We start from the raw sequence: 16,017 nt of genomic DNA on the forward strand, positions 1-16,017 counted from the left end.
TCAGTGGCTCTTCACGAAGTGGTCGCCGTCGGCGGCCGGCGGACGGACGCGTCCGACCAGGCCCGCGACGGCGATGATGGTGGCGAGGTACGGGAGCATCTCGATGAAGTCGCTGGGGATGGGCAGCGACATCGGCTTGGTCGTCTGGGCAAGGGCGCGCGCGAAGCCGAAGAACAGCGCGACGAAGGCCCCGTAGATCGGGTTCCAGCGCCCCATGATCACCGCGGCGAGCGCGATGTAGCCGTAGCCGGCCGTCGGGTTGTTGTCCTGGAAGGCGCCCACCGAGCCGATGGTGAAGTAGGCGCCGCCCAGCCCGGCGAAGATGCCGCCGAGCGTGACGGACAGGAACTTCGTCCGCACGACGTTGATGCCGACGGTGTCGGCCGCGTGCGGGTGCTCGCCGACCGAGCGGACCCTCAGACCCCACTTGGTGCGGTACAGGATGAACCAGACCAGCGGCACGGCGACGAAGGCCAGGTAGGTGAGCGGCCGCAGCGTGAAGATGATGGGCCCGAGGAACGGGATCGCCTCCAGGCCGGGGATCGCGAACGGCTGCATCGGCGAGACCGAGCCGTAGGTGGCGGGGTCGGGCGCGATCAGCTGCTGGTAGACGAAGCCGGTGAGGCCGGCCGCGAGCACGTTGACGACGACGCCGATGATCACGTGGTCGACGAAGTACTTCAGCGCGAACACGGCCAGAAGGGCTGACATGGCGGCGCTGGCGAGCGCCGCCGCGATCAGGGCAGCGACGAAGGACTGGGTCATCGAGTAGGTCAGGGACGCGGCGAACGCGGCCATCAGGAACTGGCCCTCGATGGCGATGTTGACCACGCCGGCCCGCTCGGCCAGCACGCCGCCGAGCACGCCGAAGAAGAGCGGCGTGGAGTACTCGAGCGTCAGGTTCAGCTGGCTGGTGAGCGTGAAGGCAAGGTCGGAGCTGGCCGCCGCCCACACGATGAAGCCGACGACGACGCCGAGGCCCGCGACGAGCGCGGCCACCGTGCGCCACCGGCCCGACACCCTGCCGGTCAGGTAGCCGATGCCGGCGCCGAGCGTCAGGAGCGCGCAGACGAGCACCGTCGGAGTGCCGGGGAGCGAGAGGGTGGGCAGCTGCACCTCGGCAAACGCGTCGGACAGCGCGATCTGTCCCGGCTTGTGCACGGTGAAGGCCAGCACGAACAGGACGGCGCCGAGCAGCGTGACCAGCACGCCGGTCGAGATGCGCTGAGAGCGCTTCTCGGGCGACTCGACGACCTTCACGTCGCCGACGGTGGGGATGATCGTCTCGGTGCTCATGCTTCGGCCACCTTCGCAGCGGGGGGATTCGCGGCACTGACCCTGCGTTCCCTGAGGAACGGCAGCAGCCACACCACGAACGCGGGCGCGGCGACGAACAGCACGATCAGCGCCTGGATCAGGTCGGTCAGCTTGTCGGGGGTGCCGGCCATGGTGATCATGGTGCGGCGAGACGCCTTGAGCGCGCCGAAGAGCAGGCCGGCGAGCACGACGCCCACAGGCCGGGAGCGGCCGAGCAGCGCCACCGTGATGGCGTCGAAGCCCAACGTGCCGATGACGGTGCCGGTCATCTGCGTCGGGGTTCCCGTCAGGAGTTCCGGTGCCGTGACCTGGATCGTGCCGGCCAGGCCCGCCATGGCGCCCGCGAGCGCCATCGTGATCATCGTGACGCGCTGGACGGAGGCTCCGGCCACGGCGGCCGCGTCGGGGTTGAGGCCGACGGCCTTGAGGTGCACGCCGAACTTGGTGCGCTCGATGAGCCACCAGGTGAACAGCGCCGCGATGAGCACGAGCCCGAACCCAAGGTGCAGGCGGGTGCCGGCGATGCGCGGCAGCGTTGCGCTCCACTCGAGGATGGGCGAGATCGGGTCGTTGCGGCCGGGCGCCTGGAACGCCTTCTGCAGCATCAGGTAGGCCAGCAGCGACGTCGCGATGTAGTTCATCATGATCGTCAGGATCACCTCGTGCGCGCCGGTGCGCGCCTTGATGACGCCGACGATGCCGCCCCAGACGGCGCCGCCGACCATGCCCATGACGATGACGAGCGGCAGGTGCGCGATGAGCGGCAGGCCCTTGATCGTGAAGCCGAGGTAGGCGGCCAGCAGCGCGCCGACCATCGCCTGGCCCTGCGCGCCGATGTTGAACAGACCCGCCCGGAACGCGATCGCGACCGAGAGGCCACCCGCGATCAGGGGTGCCGCCTCCGCCGTGGTGTTCGTGATGGCGGTGATGCTGCCCATCGAACCGACCCACATTGCGTAGAACGTCAGCGAGATCTTCTCCCACGACGCGCTGAGCGCGACTCCCGGCTGGGCGAAGAAGTAGGTCCACTTCTGGGCCACCTCGGCATCGGCGAACACCATGATGATGGCGCCGAGGACGAAGGCCAGCAGCAGCGAGGCGACGGTGATGATCGTCGTCTGCAGCCACGCGGGGCGCGTGGAGACCTTGTCACTCATGGGTTGACTCCTTGATGGTGGCGAGGGCTTCCTCGTAGCTGATGCCGGCCATCATGAGGCCTAGCACGTCCCGGGGCGTGTCGGAGTCGACGACACCGACGATGCGTCCGCGGTACATCACGGCGATGCGGTCGGCCAGGGACTCGACCTCCTCCAGTTCGGTCGAGACGATCAGCACGGCGGTGCCGTTGTCACGCTCGGACACGATGCGCGAGTGGAGGAACTCGATGGCGCCGACGTCGACGCCGCGGGTCGGCTGGCTGGCGAGCAGCAGCGACAGGGGCCGCGACAACTCGCGGGCGAGCACCACCTTCTGCTGGTTGCCGCCGGACAACGAGTTGACGGGCTGCGTGGCCGACCCGGCGCGGATGTCGAACTCCTCGATCCGCTGTCGGGCGTTCTCGGCGATCAGGCCGAGCTGCAGAGATCCGCGCTTCGAGTACTCATCGAGGTTGTCGAGGACCAGGTTCTCGGCGATGGAGAACTCGCCGACGAAGCCGTCCCTGTGCCGGTCCTCCGGCACGTAGCCGAGGCCGGCCTTGAGTGTCTTCGCGGGGCTCTGCCGGGTGATGTCGTCCCCGTCGAGCGTGATCGTGCCGCTCAGCGGCGTCATGGTGCCGAGCAGCGTCTCCGCCAGCTCCGTCTGGCCGTTGCCCTGCACGCCGGCGATGCAGACGATCTCGCCGCCGCGCACCGTCAGGTCGAGCTGGTCGACGGCCACCTGGCCCGACGGCGAGGCGACGGTGAGGTCCTCGATCACGAGGCGTGGCTCGCCGGGGGTGGCCTTCTCCTTCGCGACCTGCAGCGAGACGCTGCGGCCCACCATCATGGAGGCGAGCTCGGCCTGTGATGCGCTGGGCAGCGCCTCGCCGACGACCTTGCCCCGGCGGATCACCGTGATCTCGTCGGCGACCTCGCGCACCTCCCGGAGCTTGTGGGTGATGAAGACGATGGCTCGGCCCTCGTCGCGCAGCGAGCGCATGACCTCCATCAGCTCGTCGATCTCCTGGGGGGTCAGGACCGCCGTCGGCTCGTCGAAGATCAGGTACGTCGCATCGTTGGCCAGCGCCTTGAGGATCTCGACCCGCTGCTGGATGCCCACGGGGAGGTCCTCGACGAGTGCGTCGGGGTCGACCTCGAGCCTGTACCGCTCGCTCAGCTCGCGGACACGTTTCCTGGCCGAGTTGAGGTCAAGCAGCCCGCCGGAGCCGGGCTCGTGACCGAGCACCATGTTCTCGGCGACCGTGAAGACCGGGATGAGCATGAAGTGCTGGTGCACCATGCCGATGCCCGCGGCCATGGCCTGCTTGGGGTTGGTGAGGCTCAGCTGCCGCTCCCCGAGCCGGATCTCCCCCTCGTCGGGGGCAAGGAGCCCGAACAGGATGTTCATAAGCGTCGACTTGCCCGCGCCGTTCTCGCCGAGGAGGCAGTGGATCTTCCCGGGCGTGATGTCGATGCTGATCGAGTCGTTGGCGGTCAACGACCCGAATCTCTTCGTGATGCCGCTCAGCGACAGCACGGGCGCGACGGGCGCCTTGATGGTGGGGGCGGTCACTGTGGACTCCTCCTCGACGGTGGGGTGAGTGGGGACAGCCTAGCTTCGCTTCCGGTAACACGAAGGGAGGGGCGCGGTCGCGCCCCTCCCTTCATGCGGTGCCGGGTCAGGAAGGCTGGCTCGGCGAGGTGATCGTGATCGCGCCGCTGATGATGTCGGCCTTGATCTGCTCCAGTTCGTCGGCGAGGCCCTCGGGCATCTTCGACTCGAAGTCGTGGAACGACGCGAGGCCGACGCCACCGTTCTCCAGCGTGCCGACGTACGGGTCGGAGCTGAAGGAGCCGTCCATGGCGGCCTTGATGGCCTCGAACACGGCGACGTCCATCTCCTTCTCGACGGAGGTCACGATGCTGGACTTGTAGTCGGGGGCGGAGACATAGCCGTCGGTGTCGACCCAGATGGCGTTGACCTTGCCGCCCGACTCCTGGGCAGCCTGCAGGGCGCCGATGCCGGCGGGGCCCGCCACGGGCAGGATGATGTCGGCCCCCTGGGCGATCAGGGTCGCGGCGGTGTTCTTGCCGCCGGAGACGTCACCGAACGGGTTGTTGCCACCGATGAACTGGCCGTCCTGCTTCTCCTCGTCCCAGCCGATGACCTTGACGGAGCCGCTCTTCTGCTCGTTGTAGTACTTGACGCCCTCGGCAAAGCCGTCCATGAAGATGCTCACGGTCGGGTAGTTCGCGCCACCGAAGGTGCCGACGGTGCCGGTCGAGGTCATCGCCGCGGCGGCGTAGCCGGCCATGAAGGCGGGCTGAGCGGCGTTGAAGATGAGGCCCTTGGCGTTGTCGACACCCTCGAAGGAGGCGTTGTCGACGATCGCGAAGGAGACGTCGGGGTTCTGCTTGGCGGCCGCCTCGGTGGCGGAAGCCAGCGCGTATCCGACGGTGACGATGACGTCGCAGTTGGCGTCGATCATGGCCTGGACGTTGCCGGCGTACTCGGACTCGGCGTTGGACTCGATCTGGTTGGTCTGGACACCCAGCTCGTCCTTGGCTTTCAGCAGGCCGTTGTAGGCGGTCTCGTTGAACGACTTGTCGTCGAAGCCACCCGCGTCGGAGACCATGCACGCGGTGAAATCAGTCGCCGCGGCGGTGCTGCCCGAGGCTGCGGCCGAAGCGGTCTCAGACGAACCGGCGGTGGTGGTCGCGGTGGGCGCCTCGGCGCACGCGGACAGGGCGAGAGCAGATGCGCTGGTCAGCGCCATGATGCTCAGCAGGGACTTCTTCACGAAGAATCTCTCCTCAGACAGTGTGTGGATCTGTGGTCGAGACACTACCGCTTCATTTCCCAACCACACGCATCGAACTGAGCTTCGTTATGCACCCGAAACACAGTGTTTCCACGGCCGCTGTTTCAGCGGTCGGGGACCACCTGCCGCACCAGCGCCTCCGCCGAACGCACCATCGCGACGGTCTGCGTCCGCCAGTCAGGGGCCTGGCTGCGATAGGGGCCCGTCGCCAGCGAGATGACCACCGCGGCGGCGCGCAGCCTCAGCTCGACGGGGTCGACGCGGCGGTCGAACACCGGCACCCAGCGGGCGAGCAGGTCGCGGACCTTCGCCTCCTGGCGGGCGTTCATCCGCTGGATGGTGGAGAGATGGCCGATCAGGCACGCGAGGTCGTCGGCGCGGCGGCCCGGGCCGATCGTGTCGACGTCCAGCATCCCGACGATCCTGCCGCCGGCCACGCGCAGCTGCCCCTCGTGGAAGTCACCGTGCGTCGGCTCGTCGCCCCCGCCGTAACGGGCAAGCTCCTCCTCGATGCGCTCGCTGAGCCGGGCCAGCTGGTCGGCCAGTTCCGGCAGCGTCGCGGCGACCATCTTCGCGTAGTGGCCGACGGCGTCCGACCAGGGTGGCCTCCGCTCGAGGGCCCCGACGGTGGCCGGCATGGAGTCGAGCAGGGCGACGAGCTCCTCCGCGGTGCAGGGATCGCCCGGTTCGAACAGCGCCCGCGCCAGCGCCGCCCCGGGCAGTTCCCGTGTGACTAGGAGGTTGTCCTGGGTCGCCAGAGCGACCTCGGGCGCCGGGATGCCCGCGTCGCGGAGCAGCGCGTGGCGGCGGTGGACGTCGTCGAACACCTTGGAGCGCAGGACCTTGACGTAGAACACCTCGCGCGGGTCGAGGACGTCGACCCGGACCACGGCCCGTCGGCGAGGCCGGTAGCCGATCATGGTGAGGCGCAGCTGGTCGCCGGTCACGGGGCGTGGCAGCACCCCCGACAGCGTCTCGGCCATCAGCTCCGGGAACGCGGCGCGCGGCAGGCCCGCCAGATCGGGGTCGTGCGGGTACAGCCACACGGCGACCTTGCGGGTGCCGTCCTCGAAGATCTCGGCACGTTCGTCGCTCGGGACGAGGTCACCCGACCTGGCGCTGACCCCGAGCAGCTCGTTGCGCTCGCCGTGGGCCCAGCGGATCCTGGCGAGATACGTCGCGGTCGTGGACTGCTCCGGCACGGAGTCCACGTGGTCGAGGGACCAGGTGTGCAGACTGCCGCCCTGATGCTCCACCGCAGCCCTCAACAGCGGCTCGACCCGTGGCCCGGTGAGCAGCTCAAGACCGTCGTCAGCCACCGTCGGCCTCGCCATCGGGGGCCGCCTCACGTCGCAGCGAGAACCAGGCGGCGCGACGGCCGTCGAGCTGCGTCACGGTGAGGGTGAAGACGGCGGGCGTCCCCTCCCTGTCGCCCGCGGGCCGCAGCGCGACGCTCACCTGGGAGTTGAGCTGCGGCAGGGAACCGAGCTGGGCCATGAAGTACCCGGCGACCGTGTCGTAGGGGCCGTCAGGGATCTCGTAGCCCGTGAGCTCGGCGAACTCCTCGATGGTGGTGAGCCCGTCGACCTCGTTGACCTCGCGGTGCAGGGAGGTGGTCGGGTCCTCGTCGTACTCGTCGGTGATGTCGCCGACCAGCTCCTCGACGAGGTCTTCGATCGTGACGATGCCGGCGGTGCCGCCATACTCGTCGCGCACGATCGCGAGGTGTGAGCGGGCCGAACGCATGGCGGTCAGCGCACGCAGGATCTTGACGGTCTCCGGCAGGAACAGCACCTCCCGGGCGAGGCTCGCGACGTCGCCGCTGCGCGCCTGCCCCTCGACGTCCATCAGGTCGCGCACGTGCAGGAAACCGATGATGCGGTCGTTGCTGCCGTCGGTGACGGGGTAGCGCGAGTGCGACGCTCCGCGCACCTCACGGTAGGCCTGCTGGATCGGCATGTCCCCGGCGAGGAAGTCGACCTCGGTGCGGGGCACCATCACCTCGCGCAGCGACCGCTCCCCCGCCGTGAACACCTCCTCGACGATGGTCCGCTCCTCAGCGCCCAGCGTCGACGAGGCGACGACCATCGCGCGCAGCTCCTCGTCCGTCACCTGGTCCTTGGTCCGCGCCGGGTCGCCGCCGAGCAGGCGGACCAGGAAGTTCGTCGACACGTCGAGGAACCAGATCACGGGCCGCGCGAGCCGTGAGATGCCGGAGACGAGCGGGGCCAGCCCGAGCGCGAAGGCCTCGGCCCGCTGCATGGCGAGCCGCTTGGCCGTCAACTCGCCGATCACGATGGAGAAGTAGGAGATCGCGACCGTGACGAGAACGAGGGCCACCGTCCCGGCGACCGCATCGGGCATGCCCATCGCGACGAAGGCCGGACTGATGGCGTCGGCGATCGTCGCGCCGCCGAAGGCCGCGGACAGGAACCCGGAGACGGTCACGCCGATCTGCACCGAGCTGAGGAAGAGGTTCGGGTTGCTGGTCAGCCGCTCGATGGCCTGGCCGCGCTTGCCCTTCGCCGCGAGCGCGCGCACCTGGCTCTCCCGGAGCGTGACCATCGACATCTCGGCAGCCGCGAACACCCCACCGATCAGGATGAAGACGAAGACGAGCGCGATGTCTGCGGCCATGGCTGCTTCACCCGCTCAGCGGAAGATGACGGTGCGGTCGCCGTCGGCCAGCACGCGGTGCTCGGCGAACAGCCGCACCGCCTCGGCCAGCGTCTGCGATTCCTGGGCCTGGCCCTTGCGGACCAGCTTGGGCACCTCCATGGTGTGGTCGACGCGCACGACGTTCTGCTCGATGATCGGACCCTCGTCGAGGTCGCTGGTGACGAAGTGGGCCGTGGCTCCGATCAGCTTGACGCCGCGCGTATGCGCCTGACGGTACGGGTTGGCGCCCTTGAAGCCCGGCAGGAACGAGTGGTGGATGTTGATCGCCCGCCACGCGAGGAACTCGCACAGCTCGGGGCTGAGGATCTGCATGTACCGGGCCAGCACGACGAGCTCGATGCTCTCCTCCTCCACGACACGTCGGATCTCGTCCTCGAACTCCCCCTTCGTCTCCTTCGTGACCACCCGGCTGGTGAACGGCACCTCGTAGAACTCGGCCATCGGAGCCAGCACCTGGTGGTTGGCCATGATGCGCACGATGTCGACGGGCAGGTCCCCGCTCTGCCAGCGGAAGAGCAGGTCGTTGACGGCGTGCCCGGCCTTGGACGCGAGGATCAGGGTGCGCAGCGGCCTGGTCGCATCGTCGACACGGAGACGGGCCCCGAACCCCGTCGTGGTCACGGAGATCGCGTTGCGCAGCTCCTGCTCGCCGGCGCCCGAGACCTGGATGCGCGTGAAGAACAGGCCGGAGTCCGGGGAGGAGAACTGCTGCAACTCGGTGATGTTGCCTCCCGCGGCCACGATTCCTCCGGTGATCGCATGCACGATGCCGGGACGGTCGGGGCAGGTCAGGGTGACAACGTTCAGGTCCATGACGCACATCGTAGTGGGGCCGAAGGAGCCGGGCCTGCGACAGGGTCGGCGGTACCGGGCCTGTCCACCATCACATCAATTCAGGAAACTTGCCTCGGTCAAGGATATTCGTTGTTACCGTGACGCCAGCGCAACGGAGCGCTGACACACATCACGCAGGAGACGCACCACCATGCCCGATTCACTGACCGACCCGAGCAAGGGCACGATCCCACCTGAAGAGTTCCGGCGGGTCCAGGGCTCGCCGGAGTTCACCCAGCTGCGGAAGGTCTTCCGGTCCTTCGCCTTTCCGATGACCGCCGTGTTCCTCGTCTGGTACCTCGCCTACGTTCTGGCCTCCATCCTGGCCAAGGACCTCATGATGACCCACGTGTTCGGCAACGTCACCGTCGGCATCATCTTCGGACTGCTCCAGTTCGTGAGCACCTTCCTCATCACCTGGCTCTACATCCGCCACATGAACAAGGACGTCGATCCCATCGCCACCAAGCTGCGTACCGAACTCGAGGAGAGCGCACGATGAAGCTCCTTGAGACCCTGGGCAATCCCGCCATCAACATCGCGATCTTCGCGGCCTTCGTCGTCGTCACGATGTTCATCGTGATCCGCGTCACCGCGGGCGGCAAGAAGAAGGCGGGCGACTTCTACACCGGCGGCGCGCAGTTCGACGGCAGGCAGAACGGCTTCGCCATCGCGGGCGACTACCTGTCGGCCGCCTCCTTCCTCGGCATCGTCGGCGCCGTGGCCCTGTACGGCTACGACGGCCTCCTCTACTCAGTGGGATTCCTCGTCGCCTGGCTGGTCGCACTCCTGCTGGTCGCGGAACCCATGCGCAACACCGGCAAGTACACGATGGCCGACGTGCTGAGCTTCCGGCTCAAGCAGAAGCCCGTCCGCCTCGCGGCCGCGATCTCCACGCTGGCGGTCACCTTCTTCTACCTGCTGGCCCAGATGGCCGGCGCGGGCGGTCTGGTGTCGCTGCTGCTCGGCATCAGCGACCCGGCCGCGCAGAACATCGTCATCGTGATCGTCGGCCTGCTGATGGTCGCCTATGTCCTCATCGGCGGTATGAAGGGCACGACCTGGGTCCAGATGATCAAGGCCGTGCTGCTGATCTCCGGCGCGCTGGTCATGACTGTGTGGGTGCTCGCGATGGCGGGCTTCAACCTGTCGGGGCTCATCGGCGAGGCGATGAACACCACCGCCGAGCAGGGCTCCGAGATCAACCTGATCGAGCCCATGTCGAAGTACAAGGACCCGGTCGCCCTGGTCTCCCTCGGCATGGCTCTGGTGCTCGGCGCGTCGGGCCTCCCGCACGTGCTGATGCGCTTCTACACCGTGCCGACCGCCAAGGAGGCGCGCCGCTCGGTCACGTGGGCCATCGGCCTGATCGGCGCGTTCTACCTGTTCACGATGGTGCTCGGCTACGGCGCAGCGTGGCTCGTCGGCCCGGAGGCCATCAACGGCATGCCCGGCAAGGCCAACGCGGCGGCGCCTGCGCTGGCGTTCGAGCTCGGCGGGGCGATCCTGATGGCGATCATCTGCGGCATCGCGTTCGCCACCATCCTGGCGGTCGTCGCCGGCCTGACCATCACCGCGTCGGCGTCGTTCGCGCACGACATCTACAACTCGGTGATCAAGGACGGCAAGGCCGATCCGGCCAAGGAGATCAGGGTCGCACGCTGGACGTCGGTCACGATCGGCCTCATCGCGATCGTCGGCGGCATCGCCGCGAACGGGCAGAACATCGCCTTCCTCGTCGCGCTGGCCTTCGCCGTCGCGGCCTCGGCGAACCTGCCGTCGATCCTGTACTCGCTGTACTGGAAGAAGTTCTCCACCGCCGGCGCTGTGTGGTCGATCTTCGGTGGCCTGTTCACCGCCGTCGTGCTGATCGTCTTCTCGCCCGCCGTGTCGGGGGCACCGACGGCGATGTTCCCCGACCTGGACTTCGCGTGGTTCCCGATCGATTCGCCGGCCATCGTCTCGGTGCCTGTCGGCTTCCTCCTCGGCTGGCTCGGCTCGGTCGTGAAGCCGGACGGACCCGAGTACGCCGATGTGTCCGCCGAGATGGAGGTCCGCTCCATGACCGGCGCGGGCGCCGAGGGCGCCCTCGACCACTGATCCGGACCGTCTGAACACGAAGGAGCCGGTCACCCCGCGGGGTGACCGGCTCCTTCAGCGTCGGGCGCGGCTCAGATGAGGCCGAGCTCGGTGACGGCGTTGCGCTCGTCGACCAGCTCCGCGACGGAGGCGTCGATCTTGGCGCGCGAGAACTCGCCGAGCTCGAGGCCCTGCACGATCTCGTACTTCCCATCCTTGACGATGCACGGGAACGAGGAGATCAGGCCCTCGGGAACACCGTAGGAGCCGTCGGACGGCACGGCCATCGAGACCCAGTCACCCTCAGGGGTGCCGAGGATCCAGTCGCGCATGTGCTCGACGGTCGCGTTGGCAGCCGAGGCAGCCGACGAGAGGCCGCGGGCGGCGATGATGGCGGCGCCGCGCTTGGCGACGGTGGGGATGAAGTCGTTCTCGATCCACGCCTCGTCGCCCACGAGCTCGGCCGCGTTCTTCCCGCCGACCTTGGCGTTGAACAGGTCCGGGTACTGCGTGGCGGAGTGGTTGCCCCAGATGGTCATGTGGCTGACCTCGGTGACCGGAACGCCGAGCTTGGCCGCGAGCTGCGACTTTGCGCGGTTGTGGTCGAGGCGCGTCAGCGCGTTGAACTGCGAGGCGGGGATGTCGGGGGCGTTCTTCATGGCGATGAGCGCGTTGGTGTTCGCGGGGTTGCCCGTCACGAGCACCTTGACATCGTCGGCCGCCACGTCGTTGAGTGCCTTGCCCTGTGCGGTGAAGATGGCGCCGTTGGCCGACAGCAGGTCGCCACGCTCCATGCCTGCCTTGCGGGGCATGGCGCCGACGAGCATGGCGGCGTGCACGCCGTCGAAGACCTTGCGGGGATCGTCACCGATCTCGATGTTGACCAGGTTGCCGAATGCGCAGTCGTCGAGCTCCATGACGACACCCTCGAGCGCCTTCAGCGCAGGGGTGATCTCGAGGAGACGCAGCTCGATCGGCCGGTCGCCGAGCAGCGACCCGCTGGCGATGCGGAACAGCAGGCTGTAGCAGATCTGGCCGGCGGCGCCGGTGACGGCGATCTTGAGGGGAGCATCAGTGCTCATACTTTTCCTTCCAAGAACGGTGTTTGTCCGTGGAAGCGACTCTACTCCGACTCCACTCGCCCGGGGGGACGGGCACCGGTCAGAGGATGTTGAACACCCACTTGAGCACCTCGAGCAGCCCCACCAGGACGAGCCAGGACATCAGGGCGATGGTCATCCAGCCGCCGTCGACGAAGGCGCGGGCCTTCGCCTGGGCCGCGGGTGGCAGGAACAGGTTCGCCTCGAGGATGTTCCACCTGGTCATGGACCAGAAGACGAAGGTGGTGGAGATCGTCACGAGGATGCACCACGGGCACAGGGCGCCGATCACGAACGTGCTCTGGACGAGCAGCCAGTAGGCGAAGACGACGCCCAGGAAGTAGACGATGTTCGCGGTGAACATGAACCAGCGCGGGAAGCGCGTGCCGCACAGGGATGCGACGGCGATGGTCATGACGACCGGCTCGGCGATCAGGCCGAGGAACGCGTTGGGGAAGCCGAAGACGTTGGCCTGCCAGGTGGTGCCGACCTTGGCGCAGTCGAAGATCGCGTTGATCGAGCAGCTGAGGATCGCGTCGGGGTTCCTGGCGAGGATGATCGCGTCGTAGGACAACACGAAGGAGGCGATGAGGCTGAGCGTGGCGAACAGCAGCATCTCCCCGAAGACGATGTAGCGGTCGCGCGGCTTCGGCCACGGCCGGGGGTCCGTCCCCCTGCCGGGGGCCAGGTCGACGTCTTCAACGGCTTGCTGCATGGCCACTATCGAAACACGGGGGTCAGCGTCGGACAAACCGGGGTCACCTCGACGGCGGGACCACAAGCGAGACGACCGCGATCAGCACGCCAAGTGCGAACAACACCGCCACGTCGATCCACCGGCGGCGCACGACCAGCAGCCCGGCGGCGCGGCGTGGCAGGACGAGTCGGAGGAACCCGCCGAGCAGCAGCGCGGCCGACATCATCAGCGCCGAACGACGCCAGTAGCCGAACGCGGCGAAACCGGCCGCGAACCCCACAAGAGCCAACGCGGCGCCGAGCGCCCACGGACTCGACGGTAAGGTCGCGGCCGGCTTGTCGCGCTTATCCGGCATGCAGGGCCTCGGAGCGGTCCACCACGTTGCTGAGCAGCATCGCGCGGGTCATCGGGCCGACGCCGCCGGGGTTCGGGGTGACCCAGGCGGCCTTGTCCCACACGTCCGCGGCGAGGTCGCCGGTGGTCCTGCCGTCGACGCGGCTGACGCCGACGTCGACGAGCGCCGCCCCCTTGCGGACCATGTCCGCAGTGATCATCCCCGGCACGCCCGCGGCCGCGACGACGATGTCGGCGCGGCGCGTGTGATCCGCCAGGTCGCGGGTTCCCGTGTGGCAGAGCGTCACGGTGGCGTTCTCGCTGCGGCGCGTCAGGATCAGCCCCAGCGGGCGGCCGACGGTGATGCCGCGGCCCACGACCACCACGTCGGCCCCGTTGAGCTCCACGTCGTGGCGGCGCAGCAGTTCGACGATGCCACGCGGGGTGCAGGGCAGCGTGCCGGGCTCGTTGAGCACGAGCCGACCGAGGTTGATCGGGTGCAGCCCGTCGGCGTCCTTGTCGGGGTCGATCAGGCTTAGTGCCCAGTTCTCGTCGAGATGTCGCGGCAGAGGCAGCTGGACGATGTATCCCGTGCAGCCGGGGTCCTCGTTGAGCCGCTCGATCGCGACGCGCAGCTGGTCCGCCGTCGCATCGGCGGGCAGCTCGACACGGATCGACTCGATGCCGACCTGCTCGCAGTCGCGGTGCTTCATCCGCACGTAGTTCTGGCTGGCCGGGTCGGAGCCGACGAGCACCGTCGCGAGTCCGGGGTAGATGCCGCGGTCACGCAGCGCGGCGACGCGACCTGCCAGCTCGGCCTTGATCGCGGCCGCGGTGGCCTTGCCGTCGAGTGCCTGTGCCGTCACGGGGGCTCCTTGTCAGTGGAAGAAGTGGCGGGTGCCGGTGAAGTACATGGTCACGCCCGCGGCCGCGACCGCGTCGATGACCTCCTGGTCACGCACCGACCCGCCGGGCTGCACGATCGCCTTCACGCCTGCGTCGAGGAGCACCTGGGCACCGTCGGCGAAGGGGAAGAACGCATCGGAGGCCGCGACGGATCCGGCTGCACGGTCGCCGGCGCGGTCGACGGCCAGGTGGCAGGAGTCGACGCGGTTGACCTGGCCCATGCCGACGCCGACGGAGGCGCCGTCGGAGGCGAGCAGGATGGCGTTCGACTTGACGGAGCGCACGGCCCGCCACGCGAACGCGAGGTCGGCCAGCGTCGCCCCGTCGGCGGGCTCGCCCGCGGCGAGCGTCCAGTTGGCCACATCATCGCCGGGGGCGTCGATCTCGTCGACCTGCTGCAGGAGCGCGCCGCCGTCGATCTCGCGCAGCACGAGGCCCGCGTCGGCCGAGGGCCCAGCGATCAGGATGCGGAGGTTCTTCTTGCGCGAGAGCAGCTCGACGGCACCCTCCTCGTAGCCGGGCGCGACGATGACCTCGGTGAAGATCTCGCGGACCTGCTCCGCCATCTCGAGCGTGACGTTGCGGTTGGCGGCGATGACGCCACCGAAGGCGGAGACGGGGTCGCAGGCGTGGGCCTTGCGGTGGGCCTCTGCGATGTCCGTGCCGGTGGCGATGCCGCAGGGGTTGGCGTGCTTGATGATCGCGACCGCAGGGCCCTCGAAGTCATAGGCGGCGCGGTGCGCGGCGTCGGCGTCGACGTAGTTGTTGTAGCTCATCTCCTTGCCGTGCAGCTGCGTGGCATCGGCGAGGCCCGCGGTGCCGTCGCCGTTGCGGTAGACGGCGGCACTCTGGTGCGAGTTCTCGCCGTAGCGCAGGTCGGCGACCTTGAGCCAGGTGCGCCCCACCCAGGACGGGAAGCCGGTGCCCTCGGAGGAGTCGGTCACGACGGAGCCCATCCAGCCCGCGACGGCCACGTCGTAGCTGGCGGTGTGCACGAAGGCCGCCGCGGCGAGCTGCTTGCGCTGGACGAGCGTGAAGCCGCCGCCCTGCAGAGCCTCGCGGAGCGCCGGGTACTGCTCGGCCGACGTGACGACGGCGACCGAAGCGTGGTTCTTGGCCGCGGCGCGGACCATGGTGGGGCCGCCGATGTCGATCTGCTCGACGCACTCGTCCTCGCCGGCGCCGGAGTCGACGGTGGCCTGGAACGGGTACAGGTTCGTGATGACCAGGTCGAAGGGGGCGATGTCGAGCTCGTCGAGCTGGGCCACATGCGAGTCGAGGCGTCGGTCCGCGAGGATGCCGGCGTGCACGAACGGGTGGAGCGTCTTGACGCGCCCGTCGAGGCACTCGGGGAAGCCGGTCAGCTGCTCGACGGGGGTCACCGGCACGCCGGCCTCGGCGAGCCGCGCGGCGGTCGAGCCCGTCGAGACGATCTCTACGCCGGCGGCGGCGAGGTCGCGCCCCAGCTCGACCAGTCCGGTCTTGTCGTAGACGGATACGAGGGCCCGGCGCAGCGGGATGACATCACTCACGGGTGTTCCTTCTTCCAGTCGTCGACAGCCTGCACGAGCAGCCGGCGTTCGACCACTTTGATCCGCTCATGGAGTGTCTCGACATCGTCATCGGGCAGGACGTCCACCGCACCCTGCAGCAGGATCCTACCGGTGTCGATCCCCGCATCGACGACGAAGACAGTGGCGCCGGCCAGCTTGACACCGGCGGCCAGGGCGTCCCGCGGCCCGTGCATGCCGGGGAAGGCAGGTAGCAGCGAGGGGTGGGTGTTGATGACGCGTCCGCCGAAGCGGGCGAGGAAGGACGCGCCGAGCAGCTTCATGAACCCCGCGGAGGCGACCAGGTCCGGCGCGAAGCCGTCGACGATCGAGGTCAGTTCCTCGTCCCAGGCCGCGCGGTCCGCGCCCCTGGCGAGGGGATGGGCAACGGCGGGGATCCCGGCAGCGCGCGCCCGCGTCAGCACCCCGGCGTCGCTCCGGTCGCTGACCACGGCCGCGACGCGTGCGTCGACGCGGGAGTCGCGGACGGCGTCGATCAGGGCCTGGCACAGCGTCCCGGAGCCGGAGGCGAGGACGACGACGGAGCAGGTCACGCGCCGC

General features: G+C 68.7%; 15 protein-coding genes. 2 read left to right on the forward strand and 13 right to left on the reverse strand.

Annotated features, from left to right (window positions below):
- The 7 genes from QH948_RS10135 to QH948_RS10165 form a co-directional block, all read right to left on the reverse strand.
- Positions 1-1,296 carry an ABC transporter permease gene (locus tag QH948_RS10135; RefSeq protein WP_281144275.1) on the reverse strand — a complete coding sequence of 432 codons (1,296 nt, stop codon included), beginning with the start codon at positions 1,294-1,296 and terminating at the stop codon, positions 1-3.
- Positions 1,293-2,474, reverse strand: coding sequence for an ABC transporter permease (locus tag QH948_RS10140; protein WP_281144276.1), 1,182 nt, complete (start codon positions 2,472-2,474; stop codon positions 1,293-1,295). The genes QH948_RS10135 and QH948_RS10140 overlap by 4 nt, the downstream gene beginning before the upstream one ends.
- The gene (locus QH948_RS10145) at positions 2,467-4,029 is read right to left on the reverse strand and encodes an ABC transporter ATP-binding protein (RefSeq protein WP_281144277.1); all 1,563 of its coding nucleotides are present in this window, start codon (positions 4,027-4,029) and stop codon (positions 2,467-2,469) included. Before QH948_RS10145 ends, QH948_RS10140 begins: the two co-directional genes overlap by 8 nt.
- Before the next feature lie 106 nt (positions 4,030-4,135).
- Positions 4,136-5,257: a BMP family lipoprotein gene (locus QH948_RS10150; protein WP_281144278.1), complete on the reverse strand. Its 1,122-nt coding sequence runs from the start codon at positions 5,255-5,257 to the stop codon at positions 4,136-4,138.
- A gap of 125 nt (positions 5,258-5,382) precedes the next feature.
- Positions 5,383-6,627, reverse strand: a complete 1,245-nt coding sequence (locus QH948_RS10155; protein WP_438874089.1) for a phosphotransferase — start codon at positions 6,625-6,627, stop codon at positions 5,383-5,385.
- Entirely contained in the window at positions 6,590-7,915 is a 1,326-nt protein-coding gene (locus QH948_RS10160) for a hemolysin family protein (RefSeq protein WP_281144280.1), read from the reverse strand. Before QH948_RS10160 ends, QH948_RS10155 begins: the two co-directional genes overlap by 38 nt.
- 15 nt (positions 7,916-7,930) lie before the next feature.
- Positions 7,931-8,779 (reverse strand): formyltetrahydrofolate deformylase, encoded by an 849-nt coding sequence (locus QH948_RS10165; RefSeq protein WP_438874090.1) that lies wholly within the window; start codon positions 8,777-8,779, stop codon positions 7,931-7,933.
- Between the two features lie 163 nt (positions 8,780-8,942).
- On the opposite strand from QH948_RS10165, the gene QH948_RS10170 reads away from it, so the two are divergent.
- Together QH948_RS10170 and QH948_RS10175 are read left to right on the forward strand one after the other, a co-directional pair.
- Positions 8,943-9,293, forward strand: a complete 351-nt coding sequence (locus QH948_RS10170; protein WP_219083579.1) for a DUF485 domain-containing protein — start codon at positions 8,943-8,945, stop codon at positions 9,291-9,293.
- Positions 9,290-10,891 (forward strand): monocarboxylic acid transporter, encoded by a 1,602-nt coding sequence (locus tag QH948_RS10175; RefSeq protein WP_281144281.1) that lies wholly within the window; start codon positions 9,290-9,292, stop codon positions 10,889-10,891. The genes QH948_RS10170 and QH948_RS10175 overlap by 4 nt, the downstream gene beginning before the upstream one ends.
- Before the next feature lie 71 nt (positions 10,892-10,962).
- Here the strand turns inward: QH948_RS10175 and QH948_RS10180 are convergent, their stop codons facing one another.
- The 6 genes from QH948_RS10180 to purN form a co-directional block, all read right to left on the reverse strand.
- Positions 10,963-11,952 carry a malate dehydrogenase gene (locus QH948_RS10180; RefSeq protein WP_281144282.1) on the reverse strand — a complete coding sequence of 330 codons (990 nt, stop codon included), beginning with the start codon at positions 11,950-11,952 and terminating at the stop codon, positions 10,963-10,965.
- 79 nt (positions 11,953-12,031) lie between these two features.
- Positions 12,032-12,685 (reverse strand): vitamin K epoxide reductase family protein, encoded by a 654-nt coding sequence (locus QH948_RS10185; RefSeq protein ID WP_281144283.1) that lies wholly within the window; start codon positions 12,683-12,685, stop codon positions 12,032-12,034.
- Positions 12,686-12,728: 43 nt separating this feature from the next.
- Positions 12,729-13,022, reverse strand: coding sequence for a DUF3017 domain-containing protein (locus QH948_RS10190; RefSeq protein WP_281144284.1), 294 nt, complete (start codon positions 13,020-13,022; stop codon positions 12,729-12,731).
- Complete coding sequence (locus QH948_RS10195) at positions 13,012-13,866, reverse strand: bifunctional methylenetetrahydrofolate dehydrogenase/methenyltetrahydrofolate cyclohydrolase (RefSeq protein ID WP_281144285.1); 855 nt, start codon at positions 13,864-13,866, stop codon at positions 13,012-13,014. The genes QH948_RS10190 and QH948_RS10195 overlap by 11 nt, the downstream gene beginning before the upstream one ends.
- A 12-nt stretch (positions 13,867-13,878) precedes the next feature.
- Positions 13,879-15,438, reverse strand: coding sequence for a bifunctional phosphoribosylaminoimidazolecarboxamide formyltransferase/IMP cyclohydrolase (gene purH, locus QH948_RS10200; RefSeq protein ID WP_281144286.1), 1,560 nt, complete (start codon positions 15,436-15,438; stop codon positions 13,879-13,881).
- Positions 15,435-16,010 carry a phosphoribosylglycinamide formyltransferase gene (gene purN, locus QH948_RS10205; RefSeq protein ID WP_281144287.1) on the reverse strand — a complete coding sequence of 192 codons (576 nt, stop codon included), beginning with the start codon at positions 16,008-16,010 and terminating at the stop codon, positions 15,435-15,437. The genes purH and purN overlap by 4 nt, the downstream gene beginning before the upstream one ends.
- Positions 16,011-16,017 lie beyond the last annotated feature (7 nt).

This window comes from Tessaracoccus lacteus (assembly GCF_029917005.1).
Classification (GTDB): domain Bacteria; phylum Actinomycetota; class Actinomycetes; order Propionibacteriales; family Propionibacteriaceae; genus Arachnia; species Arachnia lactea.